Annotated in this window: 18 protein-coding genes and 1 tRNA gene; 16 read left to right on the top strand and 3 right to left on the bottom strand. The window is 65.6% G+C overall.

Features of this window, described 5'->3' with window-relative positions; all coding sequences use genetic code 11:
- The first annotated feature begins 52 nt into the window (after positions 1-52).
- Together GGC30_RS11210 and GGC30_RS11205 are read left to right on the top strand one after the other, a co-directional pair.
- Positions 53-1156, top strand: coding sequence for an efflux RND transporter periplasmic adaptor subunit (locus GGC30_RS11210; protein WP_039247238.1), 1104 nt, complete (start codon positions 53-55; stop codon positions 1154-1156).
- A complete protein-coding gene (locus GGC30_RS11205) occupies positions 1156-4362 on the top strand; it encodes an efflux RND transporter permease subunit (protein WP_228763714.1) in 3207 nt (1068 codons plus the stop codon). The genes GGC30_RS11210 and GGC30_RS11205 overlap by 1 nt, the downstream gene beginning before the upstream one ends.
- A gap of 4 nt (positions 4363-4366) precedes the next feature.
- Here GGC30_RS11205 and GGC30_RS11200 read toward each other — a convergent pair whose 3' ends face one another.
- Positions 4367-4870 carry a cytochrome c family protein gene (locus GGC30_RS11200; protein ID WP_153924089.1) on the bottom strand — a complete coding sequence of 168 codons (504 nt, stop codon included), beginning with the start codon at positions 4868-4870 and terminating at the stop codon, positions 4367-4369.
- 151 nt (positions 4871-5021) lie between these two features.
- Here GGC30_RS11200 and GGC30_RS11195 point away from each other — a divergent pair, with 151 nt between their 5' ends.
- From GGC30_RS11195 to GGC30_RS11185, 3 genes are read left to right on the top strand one after another with little or no spacing between them, the layout of a single operon-like run.
- Positions 5022-5288: a FeoA domain-containing protein gene (locus GGC30_RS11195; protein WP_055754847.1), complete on the top strand. Its 267-nt coding sequence runs from the start codon at positions 5022-5024 to the stop codon at positions 5286-5288.
- The gene (locus GGC30_RS11190; RefSeq protein ID WP_153924087.1) at positions 5288-7156 is read left to right on the top strand and encodes a ferrous iron transporter B; all 1869 of its coding nucleotides are present in this window, start codon (positions 5288-5290) and stop codon (positions 7154-7156) included. Before GGC30_RS11195 ends, GGC30_RS11190 begins: the two co-directional genes overlap by 1 nt.
- 33 nt (positions 7157-7189) lie before the next feature.
- Positions 7190-7954: an A24 family peptidase gene (locus GGC30_RS11185; protein WP_153924085.1), complete on the top strand. Its 765-nt coding sequence runs from the start codon at positions 7190-7192 to the stop codon at positions 7952-7954.
- On the opposite strand, the gene GGC30_RS11180 is transcribed toward GGC30_RS11185, so the two are convergent.
- Both GGC30_RS11180 and GGC30_RS11175 read right to left on the bottom strand, forming a co-directional pair.
- Positions 7951-8577: a TetR/AcrR family transcriptional regulator gene (locus GGC30_RS11180; protein WP_039247253.1), complete on the bottom strand. Its 627-nt coding sequence runs from the start codon at positions 8575-8577 to the stop codon at positions 7951-7953. The genes GGC30_RS11185 and GGC30_RS11180 overlap by 4 nt on opposite strands.
- Positions 8578-8598: 21 nt before the next feature.
- Positions 8599-8674: transfer RNA gene (locus tag GGC30_RS11175), tRNA-Thr, on the bottom strand.
- Between the two features lie 334 nt (positions 8675-9008).
- Between GGC30_RS11175 and GGC30_RS11170 the strand changes: the two genes are divergently transcribed.
- From GGC30_RS11170 to GGC30_RS11120, 11 genes are all read left to right on the top strand, one after another.
- Positions 9009-10205, top strand: a complete 1197-nt coding sequence (locus GGC30_RS11170; RefSeq protein WP_370451961.1) for a tyrosine-type recombinase/integrase — start codon at positions 9009-9011, stop codon at positions 10203-10205.
- Complete coding sequence (locus GGC30_RS11165; RefSeq protein ID WP_153924081.1) at positions 10202-10747, top strand: hypothetical protein; 546 nt, start codon at positions 10202-10204, stop codon at positions 10745-10747. The genes GGC30_RS11170 and GGC30_RS11165 overlap by 4 nt, the downstream gene beginning before the upstream one ends.
- A gap of 102 nt (positions 10748-10849) precedes the next feature.
- The gene (locus tag GGC30_RS11160) at positions 10850-11083 is read left to right on the top strand and encodes an AlpA family transcriptional regulator (protein WP_292119016.1); all 234 of its coding nucleotides are present in this window, start codon (positions 10850-10852) and stop codon (positions 11081-11083) included.
- 5 nt (positions 11084-11088) lie between these two features.
- Positions 11089-12237, top strand: coding sequence for an AAA family ATPase (locus GGC30_RS11155; protein ID WP_153924077.1), 1149 nt, complete (start codon positions 11089-11091; stop codon positions 12235-12237).
- A 483-nt stretch (positions 12238-12720) separates the two neighbouring features.
- Positions 12721-12981, top strand: a complete 261-nt coding sequence (locus GGC30_RS11150; protein WP_153924075.1) for a hypothetical protein — start codon at positions 12721-12723, stop codon at positions 12979-12981.
- Positions 12978-14459 carry a hypothetical protein gene (locus GGC30_RS11145; protein WP_194943583.1) on the top strand — a complete coding sequence of 494 codons (1482 nt, stop codon included), beginning with the start codon at positions 12978-12980 and terminating at the stop codon, positions 14457-14459. Before GGC30_RS11150 ends, GGC30_RS11145 begins: the two co-directional genes overlap by 4 nt.
- The gene (locus tag GGC30_RS11140) at positions 14456-14680 is read left to right on the top strand and encodes a hypothetical protein (RefSeq protein WP_153924073.1); all 225 of its coding nucleotides are present in this window, start codon (positions 14456-14458) and stop codon (positions 14678-14680) included. Before GGC30_RS11145 ends, GGC30_RS11140 begins: the two co-directional genes overlap by 4 nt.
- Positions 14681-14691: 11 nt before the next feature.
- Positions 14692-15039, top strand: coding sequence for a hypothetical protein (locus tag GGC30_RS11135; RefSeq protein WP_153924071.1), 348 nt, complete (start codon positions 14692-14694; stop codon positions 15037-15039).
- 2 nt (positions 15040-15041) lie between these two features.
- Positions 15042-15734 carry a hypothetical protein gene (locus tag GGC30_RS11130; protein ID WP_153924069.1) on the top strand — a complete coding sequence of 231 codons (693 nt, stop codon included), beginning with the start codon at positions 15042-15044 and terminating at the stop codon, positions 15732-15734.
- 121 nt (positions 15735-15855) lie between these two features.
- Positions 15856-18168, top strand: coding sequence for a hypothetical protein (locus GGC30_RS11125; protein WP_153924067.1), 2313 nt, complete (start codon positions 15856-15858; stop codon positions 18166-18168).
- Positions 18165-18992, top strand: a complete 828-nt coding sequence (locus GGC30_RS11120) for a hypothetical protein (RefSeq protein ID WP_153924065.1) — start codon at positions 18165-18167, stop codon at positions 18990-18992. The genes GGC30_RS11125 and GGC30_RS11120 overlap by 4 nt, the downstream gene beginning before the upstream one ends.
- Positions 18993-19049: the final 57 nt, after the last annotated feature.

The following is a 19049-nucleotide window of genomic DNA, read 5'->3' as shown; positions in this document are numbered from 1 at the left end:
ACTTCATTACCCGGTAATGCATGCGGCGTCCCCCTGATCGAGAGACCCCCGCGTGATCAAACGTCACTTCTTCCTTGTCGCCGCCGCTGTCTTGCTTGCTCTGATGGTCGTCGCCGCCATCGTCAAAGTCTCCGCGGGAGATGAAAAGAAGGCGGCCGGGCCGGGCGGCGGTCGCGGACGCGGGGCGCAGCAGGTGTCGGAGGCCGTTGTCGCGCAGCGGCCCTTCTCGGACCAGGTTCGCGTTTTGGGCGTGGCGCGCGGCGAGCGGTCGGTGAACGTCACCTCCTCGACCACCGAACTGATCACCCGCGTCCTGTTCGCGGACGGCCAGTATGTCTCGGCCGGTGCGCCGCTGGTCGAGCTTCAGGCGCGCGAGGAAGACGCGGCCATTATCGAGGCCCGCGCCAACGTCAATCAGGCTCAGCGTGAGTACGACCGCTACAAGGCCCTGGCCGACCGGGGCGTCGCGCCCCAGGTCATGCTGGAACAGGCCGAGACCGCGCTCGAAACCGCCCAGGCGTCGTTACAGGCGGCCCAGGCGCGTCGCGGCGACCGGGTGATCCGGGCGCCCTTCTCAGGTCGTGTCGGTCTGACCACGGTGACGCCCGGCACGCTGATCAACCCGGGCGCGGTGATCACGACGCTGGACGACACGTCGACGATCCGCGTCGATTTCCCCCTGCCTGAGCGCTATCTGAACCTGCTGCGTCCCGGCGCCCAGCTGACCGCGACGGCAGATGCCTATGGCGACGAGCCGTTCACGGGCCGGATCGCCCTGATCGACACGCGCGTCAACGAAACGACCCGCGCCGCAACCGCACGCGCGGAGTTCCCCAACCCCGGCGGTCGCATCCGTCCCGGCATGCTGATGCGCGTCGCGGTCCAGCAGGGCCAGCGTCAGAGCGCCGCCGTGCCCGAGTCGGCCGTGCAATACGAAGGCGCCGGCGCCTTCGTCTATCGCATCGCGCCCGGCCAGAACGGCTCCACCGCTCAGCGGGTCGAGGTCGAGACCGGAGCCGTCGAGAACGGCTTTGTTGAAATCCTGTCCGGTATCGAGGCAGGCGACCGCATCGTCGGATCGGGCCTGAACCGTATTCAGCCGGGCGCCCCGGTCAGCGTAGGCGGCCAGGGTCGCAAGTCGGGCGCCGCCAAATGATGCTGTCCGACGTTTCGGTCCGGCGGCCCGTCTTCGCGGCCGTCGCGGCCATCGTGCTGTGCGTCATCGGCGCGGCGGCCTTCTTCTTCCTGCCCGTGCGTGAACTGCCGGACGTCGATCCGCCCATCGTCTCGGTCAACACCAGCTACGCCGGCGCCTCGGCCGAGGTGATCGAGAGCCGCATCACCGAGCCAGTGGAGCAGCAGATCGCCGGCATCCAGGGCGTCGAACGCATCAACTCGACCAGCCGCGACGGACGCTCCAATGTAAACATCGAGTTCTCGTTGGATCGGAATATCGACGACGCCGCCAACGATGTGCGCGACCGCGTCAGCCGCGTCGTCGGCCGCCTGCCGGATCAGGCCGACCCGCCTGAGGTGGCCAAGGCCGATTCCGACAGCCAGCCGATCATCATCGTCTTCCTGCGCTCGACCAGCATGAACCGGCTTCAGCTGACCGACTACGCCGACCGCTATCTGATCGACCGGATGGCGACGGTGCCCGGCGTGGCGCAGGTCAACATCTATGGCGAGCAGCGCTATTCGATGCGCATCTGGCTGGACTCCGCGGCCATGGCGGCGCGGGGCCTGACGGTCAACGACGTCGAGACGGCCCTGACGAACCAGAACGTCGAACTGCCCGCCGGCTCGCTGGAATCGACGGACAAGGACTACACCGTCCGCGTGGCGCGCACCTACGCGCTGCCGGAAGACTTCCGCCAACTGCCCATCGGCACGCGAGGCTCGGCCTCGGCCTCAGCGACGGTCGCCACAGGCATGGGCAGCGGATCGTCGGCCATCATCCAGGGGCAGCCGACCTATGTGACGCGCCTTGGTGACATCGCCCGCGTCGAGGAAGCGCCGGAAGAAGACCGGCGTCTGTTCCGTGGCAACGGGATGGATCAAATTGGCCTGGCCGTGACCCGTCAGGCGCAGTCGAACGACCTCGCCATCTCGGACGGCGTCCACAAGATGATCGAGGAAATCCGGCCGACCTTGCCGCCGGGTGTGACCATCGAGGTCGGATCCGACAACTCGGTCTTCACCTCGCACGCGATCGACGAGGTCTGGATCACCATCGGCATCTCCATGGCCCTGGTGGCCCTGGTGAACTTCATCTTCCTTGGCAGCCTGCGAGCCGCGCTGATCCCCTCCATCGTGGCGCCGATCTGTCTGCTGGCGACCTTCATCGTCTTGGCCCCGCTAGGCTTCTCGCTGAACCTGCTGACGCTCTTGGCCCTGGTGCTGGCCATCGGCTTGGTGGTCGATGACGCCATCGTGGTGGTCGAGAACATCCAGCGCCGTCTGGATCTGGGCGAGCCGCCTCTGGTCGCCGCCGAACGCGGTGCGCGCCAGGTCTTCTTCGCGGTCGTGGCCACCACCATTGTGCTGCTGTCGGTGTTCGCGCCGCTGCTGTTCCTGCCGGGCTATGTCGGACGTCTGTTCGTCGAACTGGCCGCAGCGATCGCGGCGGCCGTGGCCTTCTCCGCCTTCCTGGCGCTCAGCCTGTCGCCGATGCTGGCCTCCAAAATCCTTCGACCCGCACATGGCGGCGGCTGGGTGGCGCGCAAGGTCGACTGGGGTATGGACCGGTTGAAGTCGTCCTATGGCCGGTCGCTGGACATGCTGTTGGGCCGTCGTATCGCCGTGATCGGCGTCGGCGCCCTGATCCTGCTGGTCGCAGCGGGGGCGGGCGGCATCTTCCTGACCCTGCCCAACGAGCTGGTGCCGGACGAGGATCGCGGCCGGGTCACGGTGCGCGTCGCCGGGCCCGAGGGCGCGGGCTTCGACTATACCCGCAAGATCATGCTGGGGCTGGAGCCTCTGCTGGCTGAATACAAGACCAGCGGCGAGGCCGACAGCTATCTGGTGTCCGCGCCCGGCTTCGGCGGCGGCAGCTTCAACTCCGGCAACGCCGTCCTCACGCTCGCCGACTGGTCCAAGCGCGACCGCTCGGCGGCGGAGATCGCTCAGGAACTGAACGGCAAGCTGCGCGGCCAGACGGGTGCCCAGGTCAACGCCTCGACCCCCGGCGCCTTCCAGCGCGGCGGCGGCAACTCCAATTCCATCGAGCTGATCGCGACAGGAAGCGACTATCAGCAGATCTACGCCTGGCTGCAGCCGATGCTGGCCGCGGCCCAGGCCAATCCCGGCTTCTCGCGTCCACGCCTGAACTATGAGCCGAACTCGCCGCGCCTGCTGGTCGATGTCGATCCGCAGAAAGCCGCCGCCCTGGGCGTTTCGTCCCAGTCGATCGGCCGCACGCTGGAGACCATGTTCGGCTCTCGCCGCGCCACGACCTACATCAAGGGCGGTCAGGAATACGATGTCATCCTGCAGACCGAGCGCGACAATCGTCGTGAGGTCGCCGACCTGGAAGCCCTGTATGTCGCGACCGGGGGCGGCCAACTGGTGCCGCTGTCGGCCGTGGTCACGACCAAGACCAGCGGCGACACGCCGGACCGCCGCCGACTGGACCGACAGCGCGCGATCTCCCTGCAGGCCGACCTCAATCCCGGCACCACGATCGACGACGCGATCCAGTTCCTGAACGCCGAGGCGGCAAAGCAGCCGCAAGGGGCCGTCGTCACCCAGTGGGGCGGCGCGGCGCGCGATCAGCAGGAGGCGGGCGGGGCCGTGTTCGCGGCCTTCGGTCTGGCGTTGTTGCTGGTCTTCCTGGTTCTGGCGGCCCAGTTCGAAAGCTGGATCACGCCTGCGGTCATCATGCTGACGGTGCCGCTGGCGGCGGCGGGCGGTCTGTTCGGCCTGCTGATGGCGGGCTCCAGCCTGAACATCTACAGCCAGATCGGCCTGATCATTCTGATCGGCGTGGCGGCTAAAAACGGCATTCTGATCGTCGAGTTCGCCAACCAACTGCGTGACCAGGGACGCTCCATCAGGGAGGCGATCATCGAGTCGTCGTCCTTGCGTCTGCGTCCGATCATCATGACTTCGATCGCCACCGCCTTTGGCGCTCTGCCGCTGGTGCTGTGGCAAGGCGCCGGCGCCGGCAGCCGTCAGACGATCGGCGTGGTGATCTTCACCGGAGCCATCTTCGCCACCGTCCTGACCTTGTTCGTGGTGCCGGTGATCTATGGCGTCCTGGCGCGCTTCACCAAGTCGCCCGAATGGACCGCCCGCAAGATCGAGGAGTGGGAAGCTCAGGAACTGCGCGAGGGCGGCCCCAAGGAACTGCCCGAGGCCTGACGGATCAAGAGGCGGGCGCAGGCTCCGGTTTGTAGCTCGTCTCCACCTTCAGGAAGGCGATGACGTCGCGGCGATCCGTGGCGTCGGGCAGACCGGGGAAGGTCATCTTGTTGCCGGGCAGGAAGGTGCGCGGATTTTCCAGCCAGTGATCCAGCTTCTCGGCGTCCCAGGTGAAGTTCGCCGTGCGCATGGCGTTGGAATAGTTATAGCGCGGGCGATCTCCCGCCTTGCGGCCGAACACACCGTATAGGTTTGGCCCCGCCATGTCCGGGCCGCCTTCGCCTATGGTGTGGCAGGCGCGACAGCGCGCAAACGCCCGACGCCCGTTCTCGAGATCGCCCGCATTGTAGGGGGCGGGCAGGGAGGCCAGCAGGGTCGCCTTTTCCGCATCCGTCAGCACGTGAACCGGCGCGGCAGGCGTAGTTGTGGACGGCTCGCCCTGACCACAGGCGGCCAAGGTCAAAAGCGGGGCCAGAAGAAGGGGTGTGACGAGGGCGTGGCGTGTCATGGCGGCTTCCTGTTTGCCTTGTGATACCGCAACGCGCCGGCGCGGCAATTGGTCAAGCTGTCCTGCTGGACGTAGCCCCCTCGCACCTGATAATCAGTGTCAAAGAAACGCGGAGCCGTTGGGGAGCGGCCTCGCCCGTGCGAGCGTAGAATTGACCGACACCATCAAGTTGAGCCAAGCCCGACGCGGCGATCGCGGCGTCATCGTTCAGGTGGGCGCCCATTGTCACCATCAGGGCGAGGCGGTCGAGCTGGAACGTCGTCTGCTGGAACTGGGCTTTGTCGAAGGCGCGCAGATCGAACTGCTGCACGAAGGTCTGTTCGGACGCGACCCCATCGCTATGAAGGTGGACGACATGCGCGTGGCCCTGCGTCGTCACGAAGCGGAAAGCCTGTCGATCCGGCTGGGTGCCGCCTGATGGACATTGCGCTGAAGACGGCTCGCGTCGCTCTGGTCGGCAATCCCAACAGCGGCAAGACGGCCCTGTTCAACGCGCTGACCGGCGCTCACCAGAAGGTCGCCAACTACGCTGGCGTGACGGTGGAGCGCAAGGAAGGCCTGATCCGCGCCGCCTCGGGCCGCACGATGTCGGTGTTGGACCTGCCCGGCACCTATTCCCTGCGCGCCCGCAGCCCTGATGAGGAGGTCACGCGCGACGCCGTCATGGGGCGATTGGCCGGCGAGACGCCGCCCGACGTGGTGGTCTGCGTCGCGGACGCCACCAATCTGCGTCTGGTCCTGCGCCTGATTCTGGAGCTGAAGGCCGTCGGTCGGCCGATGGTTCTGGCGCTGAACATGTATGACATCGCCCAGCGCCAGGGCCTGCGCATCGATCTGGAGCGACTGGGCGCCGAACTGGGCGTGCCGATCATCACCACCGTGGCCACGCGCAAGCGCGGCATCGACGATCTGGTCGCCGCCATTGAGGACCAGGCCGCCGTCGCCGCCGTGACCGAAAGCCAATGGCGCAGTCCGGACGCCGCCGACTTACGAACCGCCGCCCGCGAGGCCGAGCGGATCATGAAGGCCTGCGTCCGCCCGCCTGAGCGGCCCGACACGCTGACCGGCAGGATCGATTCGGTGCTGCTCCATCCAGTCGGCGGGCTGTTGATCCTGTTCGCCCTGCTGTTCGTGATGTTCCAAGCCGTGTTCAGCTGGGCCGCACCCGTGATGGACGGCATCGAGGCCGGCATCGCCTGGTTGGGCGGCTTGGTCGCCAATGTCCTTCCCGACGGCCTGCTGCAAAGCCTGATCGTGGACGGGATCATTTCCGGGGTCGGCAGCGTGCTGGTGTTCCTGCCGCAGATTTTGATCCTCTTCCTGTTCATCATCGCGCTGGAAGACTTTGGCTATATGGCCCGCGCGGCCTTCCTGATGGACAAGATCATGGGCGGGGCGGGGCTGCACGGCCGGGCCTTCATCCCGCTGCTATCCAGTTTCGCCTGCGCCATTCCCGGCGTCATGGCGGCGCGGGTGATCGATTCGCGACGCGACCGCCTGACCACCATCCTGGTCGCCCCCCTGATGACCTGCTCGGCGCGCATCCCGGTCTATACGCTGATCATCGCCGCCTTCATTCCGAACGAGACGGTCTGGGGCTTCGCGAACCTGCAGGGCCTTGTGATGTTCGGCCTCTACGCCGCTGGCATCGTCAGCGCCCTGATCGTGTCCCTGCTGATCCGCAAGGTGTTTTGGCGCGGTGCGGTCGAGCCCTTTATGATGGAGCTTCCGGCCTACAAGACGCCGGACCTGCGCAGCGTGGGCTTCAATCTGTGGCTCCGGGCCAAGATCTTCATGAACCGGGCGGGCCGCATCATCCTGCCGCTCGTGATCATTCTGTGGGTGCTGGCGACCTTCCCCTATCCGCCCGAGAACGCAACCCTGCCGGCCATCGACTATTCGTTCGCGGGCATGATCGGCCGGGCGCTTGAGCCGATATTCGCCCCTATCGGCTTCAACTGGCAGATGGTCATCGCCCTGATCCCCGGCATGGCGGCGCGTGAGGTCGCGGTGGCGGCGCTGGGCACGACCTACGCCATCGCTGACGCCGAAAATGCGACGGGCCTTCTGGCGTCGACCCTGGCGTCGCACTGGTCGTTGGCGACGGCCTTGTCCTTCCTGGCCTGGTACATCTTTGCGCCCCAGTGCGTGGCGACCTTGGGCGTCGTGCGGCGCGAGACCAACTCGCTGAAATGGACTTGGATCATGATCGGCTACATGTTCGGTCTGGCCTATCTGGCGTCGCTGGTGACCTATCATGTGGCGGTGGCGCTCGGAGGCGGTTAAGCCTGAGCGGTTCGCCGCCTTCGGGACGTCTTGATGAATCCTGTACTCGCCGCCGCCGTCATGGGCGGGCTGGGCCTGATCGTCGGCAGCTTCATCGCCGCCGTCAGTGTTCGCCTGCCGCGCGACGAGGACGTCGTCTTCGGCCGCTCGCGATGCCGGGGGTGCGATCAGACGCTGCGTCCTTGGGAGCTTGTGCCGGTCTTCAGCTGGCTTGGCTTGCGCGGTCGATGTGCGCGATGCCACACCCGAATTTCGCCGCGTTATCCCCTGATCGAACTGGCGTCGGCCGGCGTCGGCATTTGGGCCGGGGTGTGGGGTGCGACAGGCGGCACCTCGACATTCATGATCGCTGCCACAGCCGTTTTGGGTTGGCAGCTGTTGCTGATCGCCATCGTCGACGGTGAACACTTCTGGCTGCCGGATAGTCTGACGCTGCCCTTGATCTCTACAGGCGTCACGGTCGCGCTGATTGTGGATTGGGGTCTCGGCTTTTCCCATCTGATCGGTGCGGCTGTGGGGTTTTGTGGTCTGTGGCTGGTCGGCTGGCTGTACCAGCTCGTCCGCAAGCGCCAAGGACTGGGGGGAGGCGACCCCTTCTTGTTCGCGGGGGCAGGGGCCTGGGTCGGATGGATGGGCCTACCCAGCGTGATGCTGTGGGCCTGCGCGGTCGGGCTCAGTCTCGTCTTCGGTATTTTGGTGGTTCGGCGCAGCGTCAGCGGATCGGAGAAGCTGCCGTTCGGCGTTTTCCTGGCCGTCGGGATCTGGATGACCTGGCTGTATGGGCCGTTGGGCTTCTAACGTCCGGTCGTCAGCTTCACGATGATGATGGCCGCCGTGTCCAGAATGGCCTCTGGCGTATCGGCCCGCCGCAAGAGATCGAAACTGGCCGCCGTCGATTCCGCGATGGAGGCGATCTGGTAGGACGCCAGACGCGGATTGTAATCCCTGGGATGCAGGCCGCTGGCGTGGGCCTGGGCCACGCGGCGTTCGATGGACAGGTGCAGCCGGCGCAAACGGCGCACCCGGCTTTCGACGAAGGCGGCGTCGCCATTGTCGGCCAGCATATGTTCGACACGCAGCACCTGACCGTGGCTGCGCCAGATGGCCATCACGTCCAGAATGAAGGCGCGCGCGATGACGAAGGCCTTGTCGCCCGGCCAGTCGGCTTGGAAATGCGTGGCTAATCCTTGGAAATCCGTCGCGGCGACCTCGCACAACGCCAGAACAGGTTCTTCGACCGTCTTGAAATAGGTGTAGAAGTTGGAAGGCGATACACCGGCGGCCGAGGCCAGATCGGCGACGCGGATTTCACCGTAATGCCGCTCGTTCAACAGGCGTTGGGTCGCGTCGAGGATCGCCTGGCGGGTTCTGCCCCCTCGCGCACCGATCTTGTGGCCCAGCTTGTTGGTGGTGTCGGCCATGTCCCCGATGGTCGAAAGGCGTGGTGCCGGCTGCAGGAATCGAACCCGCGACATCCAGTTTACAAAACTGGCGCTCTACCAACTGAGCTAAGCCGGCCCGCATTTGCGGTTTCGCTCTTATGTCTAGGCCTTGGCCGCGACGCAAGACGATGCTGCGCTGCAAACGGACAAAACGCGCCAATTCAACGCCCCCGACGTCAGCTAGATCATAATGTCACTGTGTCGTGGGGCCGATGGCGGAGAGGGTGTCCGCCTCCGCCAAACTTCATGCCGTCTCAACCCGTCGCAACAAAAGCCTAGAAGCCCGGCGCTGCCTGAAATCGCTAGACACAACCCGTCGCAACCCATATCAACCAATTGCAACCATATTGATGGGTTGATTGTTGGGTGTCTCGATGGCGCGCAAAGCAAAAGAACTAACCCCCTTGGCGGTGTCTCGCCTGACAGCTCCCGGCCTCCATGCCGTCGGCGGCGTCGCGGGGCTTTATCTTCAGGTTCTCCCCAGCGGCGGCCGGTCCTGGATCCTGCGAGCAATGGTGGGAGGCCAGCGGCGCGACATGGGCCTCGGCGGTTTCCCCGATGTCACACTCGCCGGCGCGCGTGACGCCGCCCGCAAGGCCCGTGAGAAGATCGCCGATGGTGTCGATCCAATCGAAGACCGCCGCGCCCGCAAGAGCGCGCTGAAGGCGGAGACGGCGAAGGTCGTGACGTTCGATCAGGCTGCGAAAGCCTACATCGCCGCGCACGGTGATAGCTGGCGCAACGACAAGCACCGCCAGCAGTGGGAAAACACGCTCGCGACCTACGCCTCGCCCAAGATCGGCAAGCTGTCGGTGCGAGACATTGAGGTCGCTCATATCCTGTCGGTCCTGGAGCCGATCTGGAAGGACCGGACCGAAACCGCGACCCGCCTCCGGGGCCGCATTGAGCGAATCATGGGCTGGGCCACGTCGCGGGGCTACCGCGAAGGGCTGAACCCGGCCCGCTGGCGTGATCACCTCGACCAACAACTTGCGGCGCCCAAGCGCATCGCCAAGACGCAGCACCACGCCGCGCTGCCGATTGATGACATGGGCGACTTCATGGGGCGGCTCCGGTCTGCCCAGGGCCTTGGCGCCCGCGCGCTGGAGTTCGTCGTGCTGACCGCCGCTCGGACAGGAGAAGTCCGAGGCGCGAAATGGTCAGAGATCGATATGACGGCGAAGGTTTGGACCGTCCCTGCCGAACGAATGAAGGCTGGCAAGGAGCATCGCGTCCCGTTGTCGGAGGCCGCGGTCGCTCTGCTGGAAAGCCTGCCTCGCATGGCTGGGACCGATCTGGTGTTCCCGTCGTCGCGGCGGACTGAGCTTTCGAACATGACCCTGACTGCCGTGCTCCGGCGCATGGGTGTGGACGTCACGTCTCACGGGTTCCGTTCGACCTTCCGCGATTGGGCGGCTGAGCGGACCAACTATCCCCGCGATGTGGCGGAAATGGCCTTGGCCCACACCATTGGCGACAAGGTCGAGGCCGCCTATCGGCGCGGCGACCTGTTCGGCAAGCGCCAGCGCCTGATGGAAGACTGGGCGCGGTTCATCGCCCGGCCCGCCGTCAGCGGCGATGTCGTCTCGCTCCATGGTGCAGCATGAGCGGGTTTCTTCCCGTCGGTATCGTGCCGCTCGATGCGGTCCGCGATATTTGGGGCGTCGACAAGCTGGGGCGTTACCTGGCCAGTGGGGCGGTCGTCGCATATGTCCGCGACCGCGACGGACAACTGGTCCCGGCCGCGCCGTCTGGCTGGCTGGATGATGGCGCCCGGGCAGCAGTTGAGGCCGGAGCACTGATCGGTGATGCTGGCGAGCGGTTCCCGCTCCTAGTCGAAAGTCGGGTGGCTGGTCATTCGCTGGACGCGCTGCTGGCTGCTGCGGAGAGCGACCGGAAGCGCCGCGAGGCCCAGCCGACAGCCGCGAACGATGCCGCGACGCCTGTCTCGTCTGCGGCTGCAGAGGGTAGGGCGCGCAAGGCATTTCTCGAGATGATCCGCAGCGCCGATGGAAAGATGACCAAGGAGGAGGCTTTCGCAGCGCTCCGACGAAATCACCCTGGCCTGTCCAAGCGGGGCTTTGAGCACCGTATCTGGGCCACGGAAGCCCCGGAGGCCTGGCGCCGGCCGGGTCGGCGAGCTGATTAATCGAAACGGGTAGGCGTATCGAAACGCCGGAATAATCGCGTCGGCTATTTGACCGCGCACTCGCCATAGATGGTGCGGCTTCCTCTCAACGGGAGCCACACAGTGACAACCCATAACAACGACGACGCAGCGCTGAGGGAGTTCGACACCCTCCCGGATGCCGCCTTCGTGCGGATCGGCACCGTCGCCCGCCTCTATTCTGCAACCCCGGCCAGCGTCTGGCGCTGGGTCAAGCGCGACGGCTTTCCGCAGCCGCGCAAGCTCGGACCCCAGGTGACCGCCTGGAACGTAGGCGAGGTCCGCCGTCACCTGACGCAGCTTCAGGCGGCGGGGTGATCCAAATGAGCGCCGCCGAGGCACTCCCAATCGATACCGTCGCCCCCGCCAATGATACTGGGGAGGCGCTGCCCTTCATCGACCTAGCGTCGTGGGTGGGCCGCGAGCCCGATGAGCGATACTTCCTCGTCCCCGGTCTGATCCCTGGCGGCTGCGTCACCTCGCTCTATGGCGATGGCGGATCCGGCAAGACCCTGCTGGCGCTTTGGCTGATGGTCTGCATGGCGTCGAAGCACAGCGCCAAGTGGCTCGACACGACCGTCTTGGGCTGGAAGTCCGTCGGGCTCTTCGCCGAAGATGACACCGACGAGATCGTGCGCCGCCTCATTCGCATCTGCGACGGAGCTGGCGTCGAGTTCGAGAAGGTCGCCCCGCTCATTACCGCGCTGCCCGGCGTGGGCATGGACACGATCGTCGCCTACTTCGCCGACACCGGCGACCTGGTCATCACGCCCCTGATGGAGAGCTTGTTGGCCAAAGTCCGGGAGGTGGGCGCCAACCTGCTGGTCCTGGACTATGCGGCGGCCATCTTCGGCGGAAACGAGATCGATCGCTTTCAGGTCTCAGCCTTCATGCGCCGGCTCAACGCCATCGCGAAGGAACACGACATTTCGATCCTGTTGCTGGGTCACCCGTCCGTCGATGGGATGAAGGGCGGGCGGGGCACGTCGGGCTCTACGGCCTGGCGCAACCAGTCGCGGGCTTTCCTTCACCTGACCGTCAACGATGAGCAGTCGGACCCCGACGACCGGCGCCTGCTGACCCTGACCCTGACGAAGAGCAACTACAGCCGCGTCGGCCTGACCTTCCATCTCGCCTCCGATGGCGGTCGGTTTGAAATCCTAGAGGCCCCAGCAGTCCGAGAGCGAGCCAAGGGGCCACGTCTGTCGGCATCGCAGAAGGTCGCCCTCAAGGCTCTCAATCAGGCGATCTCAGAGGCCGGCGAGCGATCACCGGGCGGACCGATCCCGAACGGGGCCCAAGTCGTGAAGGTCACCCTGTGGCGAGAATACGCATACCGCATGGAGATCAGCGATGCGTCGCCCGAGGCCCGCAAGAAGTCGTTCGCCCGAGCCGTCAAGGAACTGGTGGCGAAGGGGATAGTCGGGGTCGCCGAACCCCTGTGCTGGATCATTGAAGAGGGGGACAAATGATGGGGGACAAACTGTCCCGGGGGACATGTCCTGAGGGGGACAAAGGGGACACCCCTATAGGGGGTGTGTCCCGTCTGTCCCGTCTCCGCTCAGGTGGGGATGTCCCCGGCTTGCAGGTGATTGACTGCGTCGAGGTCCACGAGGGTGACCCGGTCCAGAGATGGGCTTGGGAACCTCACTTAGAGACAGCCCGAAACGCCGACATTTTCCCGCCCGCTGACACGTTGGGCGGAGGCGGTCTCCCCGATAACCCTAGCGTCCAAGCCTTCGTTGACCCAGAGAGGGAAACAACCCACTATGCCACCCATCAATAACGAGGTCGGTTCGCCGGTGACTAGGTCGGGTCAAGCTATCAAGAAGGGATGCGGTCGCAGTCGTGTAACCAACGGCTCTGCCTCGCTGCCTGGCGTTGATGGCCGGTCGGTGACGGCCCGGCGCTACCGCGACCTGGTTGAGGCTCTGACGCTAGAGCAACCCGCCCCCATGACTGAGGCGACCCGGCTTCAGATCAGGGCGGCGGCATCCATGCAGGTTCACGTGGAAGACCTGACGGCCCGCATGGCGCGCGGAGAGACTGTCCCCGCCGAGGAAATGACCAGGGCGGCCAATGGGGCCATCCGCGCCCTGTCGTCCCTCAACCGGCGCCAGCCCAGCCGTAGGGGCGGACTCCTCAAATCTGAGGGCTCCGTGGCGTCCTACCTCCAGACCCGCGCCACCGTGGCGCAAAATGAGGCGGCCGGATGAAGCCGCTCGTCTCCATGCGCGAAGCCCTGACCGACCCAAACCTGCTGGGCGGGGCCATCGAGGGTGACAGTTGGCTCCCGTGGCGGACGCTGCTGATCGCGGCCATGGGCGAACCCCTGAACCAAGAAGAGCGGACCATCTACACGGCACTGACCCAGCGCGATCTAGAGCCCCTGGAGCAGGTCGAAGAGCTTTGGGGCATCGTGGGCCGTCGAGGCGGCAAGACCCGCGCTGCTGGCACGCTGGCGGCCTATGTCGGCGGCCTCTGCGATCACGCGCCCTTCCTGGCGCCGGGCGAAAGGGGCGTCATCCCCATCTTGGCGGCGAGCGTCACCCAAGCGGGTAGGGCGTTCATGCACGCCAAGGGCATCCTTCAGCACTCGCCGGTCCTGGCTGATCTGATCGAAGGCGAGCCCACGGCCGATACCATCCGCCTCTCCACGCTGGTGGATATCGAGGTGAAGCCGGCCAACTTCCGCACCGTGCGATCGATCACGGCGGTGGCGGCCATCGCTGACGAAATCGCCTTCTGGCAGATCGAGGGCGCGGCGAACCCAGACAGCGAGATCTTGAACGCCTTGCGTCCCTCTCTGGCGACGACGGGCGGGCCGCTCTTCGTGATCTCCAGCCCCTACGCCAAGCGCGGCGAGCTGTATGGCACCTTCCGCCGCGATTACGGCGCCAACGGCGATCCGGTTGTCCTGGTCGCGAAGGGCGCATCCCGCGAGTTCAACTCGACGCTGCCTCAGCGGGTCGTTGACCGTGCCTATGCGCGCGACGCGGCGGCGGCGGCCTCCGAATACGGGGGCGAGTTCCGCAACGACGTTCAGGCCTTCATCGATCGTGACGTGGTCGATGCGTGTGTCTCGCAGGGCGTCACCGAACGCCGACCGGTCGGCTGGGTCACCTATTTCGCCTTCGTCGATCCCTCTGGTGGTTCGAACGACGCCATGACGCTGGCCATCGGCCATGCTGACGGCGAGATGGCCGTCCTGGACGCCGTCCGAGAGCGCAAGCCACCCTTCAGCCCGGAGGCGGTCGTGGAGGACTTCTGCGGGCTGCTGAATGAATACGGCATCACCGAAGTGACCGGCGACCGCTACGCCGGCGAATGGCCGCGCGAGCGTTTCCGCAAAAACGGCATCGCCTACAATGTCGCAGACCGGCCCCGCAGCGATCTCTACCGCGACATGCTGCCCGGCCTGAATAGCCGCACAGCCGATCTCCTCGATAACCCCATGCTGGTGACGCAGATCGTGGGCCTAGAGCGTCGCGTGGCGCGCGGCGGCAAGGAATCTATCGACCACGCCCCGAACGGCCATGACGACCTCGCCAACGCCGTCGCTGGCGTCCTGTCGCTGATCCAGCCCCGGAAGGTTTCGACCGTCGCCATGTTCCTGAAGTCGGGACGGCGTGACGCTCCTGTCGGAAAGTCCGCCCGCGTGGCGCCGCGCTATACCTCGGGAGGCCGAGCATGACCGATCAGCCGGCCGACATCGTGGGCGATGTGTCTGACGACGCGTTCGACCACCTGCGCCGCCAAGTCGAGTGCCTCGCCGCCGAGATCGCCCGCCGCGATGCCCTCAGCCGCGCCCAGGTGGACGCCGAAATCGCCCGCGCCATTGAGACCCGCATCAACCCCATCCTCGCCGCCTACGCCCTGCGTGAGCGGGTCGAGGGCAACTTCCCTCTGCATTGAAAGGACTACCCATGACCAAGACCGCGATCACAAACGACAAGCCCAAGGGCAAACCGACACTGGCCGCCCAGATCGGCCTGATGGTGGCTATGGAGGTCGGCAAAGAGCTGGGCCGCCAAGAGGCCGCAGCTCAGCCCGTGGTCAACACCGAGCGCTTGGCTGGATCGTTCGGGTTTCGGCCGCCAGCCGGAAGCGATGCGGTGGCCAATGCCGCCGACAAAAGCCGCCTCGGATACCGGCTTCCTGTCGACCGGCCGGGCCATACGCCGCCGAAGGCTGTCCAGGACGGCGAGCAGGTGACCAACACCGTTAAGCCGATCTCGCAGAGCCTCTACAAACTGCCGAAGGCGGAGGACTGACCATGGCGGACGTCGAAGACGTAAAGCCGGTGATTGACCTGACGCTGACCCTCGATCCGGCCGAGTTCTACGGCGAGGATTTGGCTGGTTGCCCCGCATGGCCAGTGATCCATCCCATGAACCCGGACCCCCTGATGATCAGGGCCGGCGACGCCGAAAAGCGCATCGAGCAAATCCGGGAGCAGCTACACCCCGGCGACGGGCCGCTTCGCGAGCCCAGCGGTGCTGAGCGCCAGTCTCTGCGTGAGCGCCTGTTTACCGAAGAGCGGCCGGTGGGTTTCGAACACCCAGACGAGGCGTCGTGGCGCGCTCGTCATGGCATCGGCGGCCTGATCCCCCGCGACCAGTCGCAGGTGCGGCGCCTGAACCTTATCGTTGAAGCTTGCCACGTCTGGGGCTTCATCGAGAAGACCCGGCTGCAGGCTGAGCGCGGCGCCTCTGCGAAGGTGACCGCGGATCGCGCCCGCTCCGAACATGAGCTGCAGCGCTGCATCTCGTCCCACGCCGACTACGTCGCTGAATACGAGACGATCAAGGAAGCCGCCGAGCGTCACCGCCAGCGCTGCGAGGATGAGCGGGCCTTCCATCGATCACGCGAAATCCTGCGGAACGTGCTGCCTGGCCTCGCCAAGGGCGCGCGCGACGCAGCTAACGACTTGGGTGTTGAGCCGCCTTCCTTGTCCGAGGTGGCCTGATGTCCGAGCGCCGGTTTTTGAGGGTTACCGGCGTAGCGACGGCCTCTGGTCGTTCGGAGCCGTCGCACAAACTGCCCCCCGTGCTTGCTGTCGCGGGGGGCTATTTTTCGAAAGGTGACCAATGGACGGTCCAGTAGTCGGCAGCGCCGTATTTGAGCTTCGCGCGATCCGCCAGAAGCTGAAGCAAGACCTAGACGATTCCCGACGCGACCTGATCGGCTGGATTGATCAGGCTGAGCGTGATGCAGGGGCCGGTGGAAACCGGATCGGCGGAGCGATTTCAGGACTGGTCGGCAAGATGACGACTGTTGTCACCGGCCTAGTCACTCTGCTCGGTCTGGCTGCGGCTGGCGCCCTTAACTTGGGTGTGCAGGGTCTGCGGATGGCGGATGACCTGGCGAACAGCGCGCGCAAGGTGGGCGTCGGAACGGATGCCCTGCAAGAGTGGCGCTTCGTTGCCCAACAGACCGGCGCCGACGCGAAGGACGCGGACAAGGCGCTGGACAGCTTCGCCAATAAACTGGCCCAGGCCACGGCCGGCACATCGAAATCTGCGGTGAAGGCCTTCGGCTTCCTGAAGGTCGGGCCGGAAGAGTTGAGGGGGTTCAAATCGACCGAGGAGGCGCTGGACTACGTCACTGACGCGATCAAGAACCTCAAGTCAGAGGCCGACCGCGCCGCGATTGCCGAGCAGCTCGGTCTGGGCCCGCTCTCCAACGCCTTGCGGGACAGTGCGGTTGATGTCGCTACCCTCAGGGACGAAGCGCGAAGCCTTGGCATTGTCATGGACCAAGAGATGATCAGGCGAGCGAGCGCCGCTCAGGGCGAGTTCGACACGCTCAGCCAGGTCATCGACATTCAACTGAAGTCCGCCTTCATCGACCTTGTGCCGGCGATCATGACGGTTGTGGGGTGGGTCTCGCAGCTCGCCGTGGCCCTCAGCGACGCTATGGATGCGTGGCGCCAGCTAGACGATCGGACAACGCGCGGCTTGGATCGACAGCTTCAGCGCCTGACGGTCGAAAACTCCAACCTGATGCTGAGGTATGGGTCAGTCGAGGCCATGAAGGGGCGAGAGGCAGACCGGGCCGCCGTCGTGGGGGCCTCAGGTGGCGCGGCCGGACCCGGTGGCGCGATTATGGCGCGCAGCATGGGCCCCAACGCCTATGAGACTTTCACGCGCAACCAGGAACAGATCAACGAGATCTATCGGCTGAAGAATGAGCGCGCCCTGACTTCCGCGCCACAGCGCACGGACCGCACTACGGGCGGCACGCTCGACATTCCCGCGCCCCGCGTCCCGGTTGATCGATCGGCCGAACGGGAGGCGCGGCGCGCTGAAAGGGTCGAATCCGAAATCAACAAGCTTCGCGCCCGCGCTCTAGGCATCATCGACGAAGAGACGATGACCGTGCAGCAGAGGTTCGACTCTGAGACGGCCCAGCTTGAAGCCGAGCGCGCCGCCGAACGCGCCCAGCTGGATAGCCGCGAAGCCCGCAAGGACATCACAAAGGCGGAGCGGCAGCAGCTAGACGCGGCGAACCGCGAAGTCGCCCTCAGGGAAGACCGCGTGCGCAACGCCATCCTTCTCCGCGACCTCGATGCCGAGCGCATCGCCCAGGAGCGAATGGTCAGCGATCTGACGGTCCAACTGCTCTCGCTTCAATCGGGCGCCGCGAAGTCCGCAGCGGCGCGTCGGGTGATCGAGCTAGACCTTCTGAAGGAAGCACAGCGTCGCGCCCGCGAGGATTTGCAGCGCGACCCGAACTTCCTCAAAGCACCCCCCCAAGTTCAGAAGGCGATGATCGCCGACCAGGATCGCGTGTTCAAGGCGCAAACCGAGGGCGTGATTCGTGACACGATGGGGCCGCTGGATCAGTGGCGAGATCGCGCCCTTACTGACGCCGACCAAATCCGCGAGGCGTATGAGAGGGTGGCCGTCGACGGCCTTGATGCGCTGAACGCCGGCCTCGTGGACGCCATAGTCAACAGCCGGAACCTTGGAGACGTCTTCTCCAACGTCGCCCGGCAGATCATCGCCGACCTCGCAGCGATCGCGGTTCGCCAATCGATCACAGAACCGTTGGCCCGCTCTCTTTTCGGCGGCGGCGACATCGCAACTACCGGAGCAAAGACCGCAAGCGCAGCGCAGGGCGTGTCCTGGCTGACTAAAATCGCGGGGTTCCTCGGCTTCGCTGGGGGCGGCCGGGTTAGTGGGCCGGGGTCCGACAAGTCCGACAGTATCCTGGCGCGGCTCTCCAACGGCGAGTTCGTCATCAACGCCGAACAGACGCGGCGCCATCTGCCGCTCCTGGAAATGATCAACGGCGGTGGCCTTCCCGGCTTTGCCAACGGAGGACTGGCCATGGGCATGACGCCGGATGGCGATGGCAGCTACGTCACGCTGAGCGGGCCGTCGGAGGTGACCCTGTGAGCCTTGTGAACTCACTTCTGACCGCTGAGGCCTGTCTGGTGGTCTGCGACACCCAGGCCGGCACCTTCAGGGCAACCGGCCCGACCGGCTTTGCGAGCAAGGTTGTGCCAATCCAGCGATTGGGCCTCCTGATCGCGTCCACCGGCAGCGGCGACCTGTTTGACCGTTGGCTGACCCATCTGCAGCTTTCGATTGGTTCAGACCTTGATGATGTCCTGCCCATCCAGCCCGCGCTGCTGAAAGGCATTTTCAATGCGCTGGATGACCGTTCCGCGCATCGGTCGTCCCTTTTCATTTGGGGGTGGAGCAGGCAGGCCCAGCGCGTCCAAGGCTGGATCATGCATTCTCGCGACGATTTCGAACCGGTCGCCCTGGCCGACGGATATACCCTCAAGCCTCCGCCCTTGGACATGGCCGCGTTGGAGGCCATGCCGACGACGGGTAGCAGCCTGGACCGGATGGTTGAGATTGTCGCGCGCCAGGTTGCCGACGACCGCGAGAGGCGGGCGCGCTCCGAGTATATTTCGGCAACCGAAGGGGCAGCGGATCCTCTGCTGTTGGGTGGTGATCTGCTGGCGTTTGTCCTGCGCGCCCCCCCGACGCCGGGAGGGTCGGTCCATATCGAGAGCTGGACGGTCGGGCCTATCGAGGGGGCAGAGAGCGATCGGCTAAGGGTTCTGATGTCAGGTCATGGTGGCCTAGGCGTGACGCTTCACCGCATTCGTATGAATCGCCGTGCCGAGAGGATAGGGCGCCCCATCGCCTTAGCGCTCCTGTGGTGCGAACGGGTGCTGGCTCTGCTACCACTTCGCTGGCGGAGCTGAGGGACAACGATGGCGGGCGATAGTTGGAAGTCGGTAGGGAAGGGCGCGGTCGGGTGT

It is taken from the genome of Brevundimonas sp. SPF441, from assembly GCF_009661015.1.
Lineage (GTDB): Bacteria > Pseudomonadota > Alphaproteobacteria > Caulobacterales > Caulobacteraceae > Brevundimonas > Brevundimonas vesicularis.
This window is presented reverse-complemented; position numbering and strand designations above follow the sequence as displayed.

Coding starts and splice junctions, on each gene's coding strand:
- GGC30_RS11205 (WP_228763714.1), top strand. CDS start 1,156: ATGCTGTCCGACGTTTCGGTCCGGCGGCCCGTCTTCGCGGCCGTCGCG.
- GGC30_RS11200 (WP_153924089.1), bottom strand. CDS start 4,870: ATGACACGCCACGCCCTCGTCACACCCCTTCTTCTGGCCCCGCTTTTG.
- GGC30_RS11190 (WP_153924087.1), top strand. CDS start 5,288: ATGGACATTGCGCTGAAGACGGCTCGCGTCGCTCTGGTCGGCAATCCC.
- GGC30_RS11185 (WP_153924085.1), top strand. CDS start 7,190: ATGAATCCTGTACTCGCCGCCGCCGTCATGGGCGGGCTGGGCCTGATC.
- GGC30_RS11180 (WP_039247253.1), bottom strand. CDS start 8,577: ATGGCCGACACCACCAACAAGCTGGGCCACAAGATCGGTGCGCGAGGG.
- GGC30_RS11165 (WP_153924081.1), top strand. CDS start 10,202: ATGAGCGGGTTTCTTCCCGTCGGTATCGTGCCGCTCGATGCGGTCCGC.
- GGC30_RS11155 (WP_153924077.1), top strand. CDS start 11,089: ATGAGCGCCGCCGAGGCACTCCCAATCGATACCGTCGCCCCCGCCAAT.
- GGC30_RS11150 (WP_153924075.1), top strand. CDS start 12,721: ATGACTGAGGCGACCCGGCTTCAGATCAGGGCGGCGGCATCCATGCAG.
- GGC30_RS11145 (WP_194943583.1), top strand. CDS start 12,978: ATGAAGCCGCTCGTCTCCATGCGCGAAGCCCTGACCGACCCAAACCTG.
- GGC30_RS11140 (WP_153924073.1), top strand. CDS start 14,456: ATGACCGATCAGCCGGCCGACATCGTGGGCGATGTGTCTGACGACGCG.
- GGC30_RS11135 (WP_153924071.1), top strand. CDS start 14,692: ATGACCAAGACCGCGATCACAAACGACAAGCCCAAGGGCAAACCGACA.
- GGC30_RS11130 (WP_153924069.1), top strand. CDS start 15,042: ATGGCGGACGTCGAAGACGTAAAGCCGGTGATTGACCTGACGCTGACC.
- GGC30_RS11125 (WP_153924067.1), top strand. CDS start 15,856: ATGGACGGTCCAGTAGTCGGCAGCGCCGTATTTGAGCTTCGCGCGATC.